This is a genomic window from bacterium (assembly GCA_027622355.1).
GTDB lineage: Bacteria > UBA8248 > UBA8248 > UBA8248 > UBA8248 > JAQBZT01.
On record JAQBZT010000263.1, the window covers coordinates 1 to 4,142 of the forward strand.

A 4,142-nucleotide genomic window follows, 5' to 3' on the forward strand; every position below is an offset into this window, starting at 1 on the left:
CGGCCTGCTCGATCAGTGTGTCGCGGAAGACTTCCCAGCTCAGGTCCTCGGCGATTCCCTCCACTTTCTCCAAGGCCTGGTAGATCGGCACCGTGCCGATCGGGACGGGGGAGTTGCGCAGTATCCACTCCCGCGTTTCGTGGATGTTTTTTCCCGTCGAAAGATCCATCACGGTGTCCGCGCCCCAGAGGATCGACCAGCGCATCTTCTCGACCTCTTCCTCGATGGTGCTCGAGACGGCGGAGTTGCCGATGTTCGAGTTGATCTTGACGAGGAAGTTCCGCCCGATGATCATCGGCTCGCTCTCGGGGTGGTTGATGTTCGCCGGGATGATGGCGCGGCCGCGGGCCACCTCATCGCGCACGTACTCGGGCTTGAGGCCCTCGCGCAGGGCGATGAACTCCATCTCGGGGGTGATTCCACCCTTTTTGGCGTAGTGCATCTGGGTGACGTTGCTTTTCCCCCTAAGCACTTTTCTCGGCGGCGGCAGCGGGATGTCCGGGTCGCTGTGGCCGGGGACGGGCTTGTAGGAGGGGAGGCTCTCCGCGTATTCGCCGCGCGCCCGGATCCACCCGCTCCGCAGGGCGGGCAGGCCTTCGCGCACGTCGTGGCCCTGGGGGCCGCTCGTGTCGTAGACGCGGAGGGCGGGCTCGCCGCCCGAGAGGCCGATCTCGCGCATCGGGACGCGGATGCCCTGGGGACCCTCGGCGTAGATTTTCTTCGAGCGCGGGAAGGGGGTCTCCGCCGCCTTGCCGTTTCCGTTCGCTTTTCCGTTTTCAAAGAGGGGGAGCGGGGCTCCGTTGGTTTTTCCATTTTCGCCGGCCATCGAACTGACTCCTTCGGATCAGAGGGGTATTCGCATTGTCCCGCGCGATCGGCGCGGCGAAACTTCGCGCGCGATCGGCCGCGTCGCTGGGGGAGTGGGGAAACGAGGGGTGGTTCCAGGCGGTTCCTGCTTCCCTACGCCGGTACAATCCGGATCAGGTTCAAGGGGTTTGCTCTCAGCCGGTAGCGGCACCCCCAGCGTAAGAAAAAACACTATCAGGGGAGGGGCACCGCGGTCAAAGGCAATTTCGGACCTGTGGCGCACGCATGGGCGGCGCGAATCGGGTATATTGGGGAACGTTGTTTTTCCGCCCCTTGCCGGCTCCCCGCCCGGGGATGAGGCGCACGGCCATGTCATCGCACGCTGCCGAAAATCCGGTCTCCCGCCGGGCCTTCTGGACCTGGGGGGCGGTGGTGCTGATCGGGGCGGTCCTCGTCTTCGGCGGGACGCTCTCTTACCCCTTCGTTCACGACGATCTGACGGTCATCACGGAAAACCCCATTGTTCAGAAAAAGGGCCGCGCCCTCGAAGCCCTCACCACCGACTACTGGGGGATGCGGAAGGGGGAGGAGAAGCGCGACCGCCTCTACCGGCCGCTTACCACCCTTTCGCTCATCGCGAACCACGCACTCGGCGGGAACGACCCGCGGGGCTACCGGGTGGTGAACATCGCGCTCCACGTGCTGGCGAGCATGGTGCTCTTCTGGCTCTGCGCGCGCTTCGGGCTGGGGGCGGGGATGTCGGGCGCCATCGCGCTTTTGTTCGTCCTTCATCCGGTGCACACCGAGGCGGTGAACGCCGTCGTGGGCAGGGGGGATCTGCTGGCCGCCATCGGGGTGTTCGGGGGGTGCGCCCTTGCGTGCGGAATCAAGCTGAGAGATGGGGAAAGTCCGCTCCGCCTCGCGGCGGGGGTGTGCGTTTTTTTTGTCCTGGCCATCCTCGCAAAGGAGATCGGGGTGGCGCTTCTCATCTGGGGCGCCATCTGGTGGCTCTGGACCCGTTCCACGGGCGCGCCCTCGGCGCTGGCCGATAAAAAGTTTTTTCTTTGGCTTCTCGTTTCCCTGGCGGTTCTTTCGATCGCCTATGTGGGGGTGCGGTATTCGGCGCTGGGGATGCTCGTGCGGCCGGTGCGGGCCTCGCTGCTGGACAATCCGCTGGCGCACGCGGCTCTCGGGGAGCGGATTGTGGGAGCCTTTGGCGTCCTGGGCCGATATTTCCAGCTGCTCGTCTGGCCCCGGCCGCTCACGATCGATTATTCCTACGCCCAGGTTCTCCCGAAGGATCTGACCTACTGGGCAGTGCTCGGCGCGCTCTGCCTGCCGGGCTGGGGGTGGGCGGCATGGCGGTGGCGCGGGACGCACCCTTGTCTGGCGCTGGGGCTGGCGATCTTCCTCGCCGGCTATCTCCCGGTGAGCAATCTGCCGATGCCCATCGGGACGATCATGGCCGAGCGCCTTCTCTATCTCCCCTCGGCGGGATTTTTGATCGCGTTTGTTCCGCTGGCGGCGCAGGCGCTCGCGCGGTGGGATGCGCGCCTGGCCCTTCCGCTCCTCGTGCTGCTGGCCGCGCTCTATGCCGAGCGGACCTGGCGGCGGAACGGGGACTGGAGTGGAGAAGTCCAGCTCTGGGAGAGTGCCGTTTCGATCTCTCCCCGGAGCGCGCGCTCTCTCCGGCTCTACGGGCAGGCACTGGCCCGGAGTGGAAAATTCGAGCAGGCCATCGCCCCGCTCGAAAAGGCGGTGCGCATTTTCCCGAAGTACGACCCCGCCTGGGTCGATCTGGGCATCGCCCAGATGCGGACCCGGCGTCTCCAGGAGGCGGAAGTCTCGCTGACCCGGGGGCTCGAACTCAACGCCGGGTCTCCAGAGGGGCATCTGGCCCTGGGGGTGCTGTACATCGGCTCGGGCCGCCTGGCCTCGGGGCGGGTTCATCTGGTGCGGGCTGTGGAGCTTGCGCCGCATTTGGTCGAGGCCCGCTTCAATCTGGGGACCCTCTATCTGCGGGAGGGGAGGAGAAGGGCGGCGGTGGCGCAATTCCGGGCGGCGCTCGCCGTGGCGCCCGAGCGGGGCGATGTGCACCACAATCTGGCGGTGGCCCTCATGATGGAGGGGGACCGGAAGGGCGCCCAGGGCCACGCGCTGGAGGCGATGCGGCTGGGAATCCAGATTCATCCCGCCCTGGCGCGGGCCCTCGGGCTGCGGCCCGCTCCCTAGGGGGGCCGTAAGGCGGATATTCAATCAGTCATTCTATCTCTCGGAAGTTATTGCGGTTTTAGAGTTTTCCCCTATAATATTTCGGTTACGGGTATCGCCGCCCACGTATGAGGAGCGTTTCCCGTGCGGTGCACGAAATGCGGGTATGTGACTTTTGATAGAGCGGGGAAGTGCCCCAAGTGCGGGAAAAATCTTCCCCCGCCTCTGGCGCATTTTCATCCCCGAAAGCCGCGGCGGCACAAGGGCGGGCTGACGATTTCCCCGCTCAACCTTGCGCCTGTCCCCAAATTCTACGGCGCCTCCCGCGACGCCGAGCTGATTTCTTTTATCCAGCTTGGCGAACCGCCCACTCTGCCCGAAATCTCATCGCCACCTCGCTCCGAAGTTTCGGGTGAACTCTCTGCCGGATCTGCCGAAGCAGTCCTCAATGTGGCGCACGAAACAGGCGGAGCGGCCACTCTCGATATGGATCTGCCCGGGGAATCCGCTTCGCCGCCCGCTGCCGTCGCCGATGATTTCGAACTCGAATCCCTTTTGGGTGAAGAGATGCCGCCAGAGACGGAATCCACGGCGGAAAAAACCACAGAGGCCTTGGCAGAGATCAGCGAAGACGATGGGCTCTTGGGCGAACTGGAATTTGCGGAGGCAGAAGAAACGGGAGCGGCGGCCCCGGCCGATGAAGCCGAAGCGGCTGTTCCTGCGGACGACGATCTCATGACGCTCCTCGAAGACACGGCGGGTGCGCCCCCCGCGGCGGATGATCTCGACGCCCTCCTTGATGAAGGAATCGGCGAGGCGGCCCCGGCACAGGCAGAAGCTGTTGCCGAAGACGATCTGGCTGCTCTTCTGGATGCAGCGGCGGAAGCGCCCACGCAGGAAGAGCCTGCGGCGGCGGAGTCTTCTTCGGGCGATGACGCCGCCCTCGATGATCTGTGGGGGGAAGCGATGGCAGAGCAGTCGGCGGGTGAGGCGGCCCCGGCCGATGAAGCCGAAGCGGCTGTTCCTGCAGACGACGATCTCATGGCGCTCCTCGAAGACACGGCGGGTGCGCCCCCCGCGGCGGATGATCTCGACGCCCTCCTTGATGAAGGAATCGGCGAGGC

3 protein-coding genes and 1 riboswitch are annotated in these 4,142 nt (G+C 65.4%); of the genes, 1 reads left to right on the forward strand and 2 read right to left on the reverse strand.

What is annotated here, in order from left to right:
* The coding region (locus O2807_12960; GenBank protein ID MDA1001409.1) for a phosphomethylpyrimidine synthase ThiC at nt 1–826 on the reverse strand (826 nt) is incomplete at its 3' end.
* Between the two features lie 114 nt (nt 827–940).
* Nucleotides 941–1,032, reverse strand: a riboswitch (TPP riboswitch).
* A 144-nt stretch (nt 1,033–1,176) separates the two neighbouring features.
* Here O2807_12960 and O2807_12965 point away from each other — a divergent pair.
* Complete coding sequence (locus tag O2807_12965; protein ID MDA1001410.1) at nt 1,177–3,039, forward strand: tetratricopeptide repeat protein; 1,863 nt, start codon at nt 1,177–1,179, stop codon at nt 3,037–3,039.
* Nucleotides 3,040–3,402: 363 nt separating this feature from the next.
* On the opposite strand, the gene O2807_12970 is transcribed toward O2807_12965, so the two are convergent.
* On the reverse strand, nt 3,403–4,142 hold a 740-nt coding region (locus O2807_12970), incomplete at its 5' end, for a hypothetical protein (protein MDA1001411.1).